The sequence below is a fragment of the Streptomyces sp. W16 genome (assembly GCF_033194735.1).
Classification (GTDB): Bacteria; Actinomycetota; Actinomycetes; order Streptomycetales; family Streptomycetaceae; genus Streptomyces.
The window spans coordinates 1-2,871 of the sequence record NZ_JAWOAI010000833.1 but is presented as its reverse complement, the minus strand read 5'-3'; the positions used below and the strand labels follow the sequence as shown (position 1 = coordinate 2,871).

Below are 2,871 nucleotides of genomic sequence, written 5' to 3'. Positions count from 1 at the left end.
CGGGTGGGCCCCGAGGCCGAGGCGCTGCTGGCGCAGCTCGCCCAGGCCACCGCGCTCGCCGCCGAGCCGCTCCTCATGTACCAGGTCGAACGGCATGTCGCCCTCACCCTCCAGCGCAGCTTCCTGCCCAAACCGGACCAGCTGCCCGAACTCCCGGGCGTCGACGCCGCCGTCCGGTACGTGCCCGCCTCCCGGGACGCCGAGATCGGCGGTGACTTCTACGCCGTCCTGCGGGCCGGCGGGGGAGTGCTCTTCGCGGTCGGCGACGTCGTCGGGCACTCGCTGGAGGCGGCCACCGTCATGGTGGAGATACGGCACGCGCTGCGCGCCTACTGCGTCGACGAGAGCGACCCGAGCGTGCTCGCCGAGCGGCTGGACCGGATGCTCCGGCACTACCACCCCGAGACCACGGCCACCGTCTGCCTGGCCCTCGTCGACCCCGACACCGGCCGCACCCTCATCTCCAACTCGGGCCACATCCCGCCGCTGATCGTCCGGGACTCCGGCACCGCGGACTACGCCAAGGCGGCGGGCCCCCTGCTCGGCGTGGGCCTGTCCCACCCGCCGCCCACGGAGCTGTTCCTCGAACCCACCGACCGGCTCCTGATGATCACCGACGGCCTGATCGAGACCCGCGGCACGGACATCTCGGCCTCCATGGAACACCTGCGCGCCGCCGCCTCCGGCGCCCTGCCCGGCCTGGACGCCCTGTGCGACACCCTCCTCGACTGCTTCGGCGTCGATCGGGAGGACGACATCGCGATGCTGGCGCTGCGGCTAGGGTGAGCCCGTTGTCGGCTCAGAAGAAGGAGTCCCCATGCCGCAGATCACCGTCGACCACTCCCACACGATCTCCTTCGACCAGGACGGTTTCGCCCGTGCGCTGCACGAGGCGGTGGTCGAGATCGCGGCCGCGAAACCGGAGGCGTGCAAGACCCAGTTCCGCCCGAGCGAGTACACGGCCTTCGGGTACGAGGGTCTCGACGAGCTGGGACACACCGTCGTCCATGTCACCCTCGGCCTGCTCGCCGGCCGCACCGAGGAGACCAAGGCCAGGTTGACCGAGAAGGTCCTGGAACTCCTCCGCGAGTACATCGACGAGGACGGGTCCGTGCTGCACGCCTCCGCCGAGGTCCGTGAACTCGACGCGTCCTACCGGAAGTTCGAGCGCTAGACCGTGTCCGTGTAGGACCTGTCCTACGACGCCAGCGCGATCAGCCGGACGACGAGGTCGGTGAACGGCCCGTCGCCCGGCTCGTTCCGGAGTGACTCGCGCAGCAGCGCGGCCAGTTCCTCGTCGTAGGCCGCGCTCACCGCCGCCAACGCCCCGAAGTCGTGCACGAGTTGGCGTTCCAGGTCGGCGCGTGGGATGCGCCGGCCGTCCAGCCAGATCAGGGCCGTCGACTCGACCAGCGAGATCCAGGAGCGAATCATCAACTCCAGCCGGGCGGGCGGCTGTTCGACCTTCATGTGGGACAGGATCTGGAGATACGCGGCATGCCGCACCCCGTCGACCAACGCGTTGGTGGTGGACGAGCCGACCGCCGGACCACCGCGCATCAGCGCCGCGAAACCGGGCCCGTGGTCGTCCACGAAGTCGAAGAACCGGCCCATCACCCGCAGCAGCCGTCCCCCGAGCGAGCCCTCCTCGGGGACCACGAACCGCCCGGCGAGATCGTCCGAGGCGCGCTGCAACGCGGCCTCGTACAGGCTGAGTTTGCCGGGAAAGTAGTGGTAGACGAGCGGTCGCGAGATGCCCGCGGCGGCGGCTATCTCATCGATGGAGACCTCGTCGGGCGAGCGGTGGCTGAACAGGTCGAGAGCGACGCCGATCAACTGCTGTCGCCGTTCCTCGACTCCCATTCTGCGGCGAACCCCGGTACTCATGCGAACACCTTACCGATCGGAACCGGACCTCAACGGCCCGGTCCACCCAAGGTCGTTCACATATCCAACACGATTCGCTCACCACGGGCCCGGGATACACAGATCAGCATGGAGTCATCACGCTCCGCGTCCGTCAGCAGCTCGTCCCGGTGCTCCACCTCCCCTTCCACGACGCGCTGTTGGCAGGTTCCGCAGAACCCCTGTTCGCAGGAGTAGAGCGTGCCGGGCAGCTCCGCCCGTACGGCGGCCAGCACCGTGGAGTCCGCGGGCGCGGTCAACGTCCGTCCGCTGCGCCGGAGTTCGACTTCGAAGGCGGCGTTCCCGCCCAACGGGGCCCGGGGCGCGAACCGTTCGAGCCGTACGTCCGGAAACCGTTCCTCCACGGCCGCCATCAGCCCCTCCGGCCCGCAGCAGTAGACGGCGGTACCCTCGGGCAACTCCGCGAGCAGCGCGTCGAGTTCGGGCCGCCGCCCGCTCACGACGGTGACCCGGTCCGCACCGAACTCCGCCAACTCCCCAAGAAACGGCATCGAGTCCGGCGTACGGCCCGCGTACACCAGCCGCCAGTCGACGCCCTCGGGCAGTGCGCGCAGCATCGGCAGCACCGGGGTGATCCCGATCCCGCCGGCGACGAAGAGGTACCCGGGCGCGTCGACGAGCGGGAACCGATTGCGCGGCCCCCGCACCTCCAACTCCGCGCCCACCCGCACCTGTTCGTGCACCTCGCGGGACCCGCCCCGCCCATCCTCGACCAGCCGCGTCGCGACCGTGTACGACGAGGTGTCCGCCGGATCCCCGCACAGCGAGTACTGCCGCACCAGCCCCGAAGGCAGCACCAGATCGATGTGCGCCCCCGGCTCCCAGCCCGGCAAGTCCCTTCCCTCCAACCGCAGTTGTACGACGCCGTCGGCGACCGTCTCCCGCGCGGCGACCCGCAGCCGCAGTGCCCGGGTGCGCGGCCGGCCGGAGACCGGCGGGTCCAGC

At 70.5% G+C, this 2,871-nt stretch carries 4 protein-coding genes; 2 read left to right on the top strand and 2 right to left on the bottom strand.

Annotated elements, in window-relative coordinates; translation table 11 throughout:
• Together R6V09_RS50125 and R6V09_RS50120 are read left to right on the top strand one after the other, a co-directional pair.
• On the top strand, positions 1 to 786 hold a 786-nt coding region (locus tag R6V09_RS50125; RefSeq protein ID WP_317888088.1), incomplete at its 5' end, for a PP2C family protein-serine/threonine phosphatase.
• 31 nt (positions 787 to 817) lie between these two features.
• The gene (locus R6V09_RS50120; RefSeq protein WP_317888087.1) at positions 818 to 1,174 is read left to right on the top strand and encodes a 5-carboxymethyl-2-hydroxymuconate Delta-isomerase; all 357 of its coding nucleotides are present in this window, start codon (positions 818 to 820) and stop codon (positions 1,172 to 1,174) included.
• 23 nt (positions 1,175 to 1,197) lie between these two features.
• On the opposite strand, the gene R6V09_RS50115 is transcribed toward R6V09_RS50120, so the two are convergent.
• Together R6V09_RS50115 and R6V09_RS50110 are read right to left on the bottom strand one after the other, a co-directional pair.
• Positions 1,198 to 1,887 carry a TetR/AcrR family transcriptional regulator gene (locus tag R6V09_RS50115; protein ID WP_317888086.1) on the bottom strand — a complete coding sequence of 230 codons (690 nt, stop codon included), beginning with the start codon at positions 1,885 to 1,887 and terminating at the stop codon, positions 1,198 to 1,200.
• A 56-nt stretch (positions 1,888 to 1,943) separates the two neighbouring features.
• On the bottom strand, positions 1,944 to 2,871 hold a 928-nt coding region (locus R6V09_RS50110), incomplete at its 5' end, for a PDR/VanB family oxidoreductase (RefSeq protein WP_317888085.1).

Bases quoted from the DNA above. Each gene is read 5' to 3' on its own strand.
- R6V09_RS50115 (WP_317888086.1), bottom strand. From the start codon at position 1,887: ATGAGTACCGGGGTTCGCCGCAGAATGGGAGTCGAGGAACGGCGACAG.
- R6V09_RS50120 (WP_317888087.1), top strand. From the start codon at position 818: ATGCCGCAGATCACCGTCGACCACTCCCACACGATCTCCTTCGACCAG.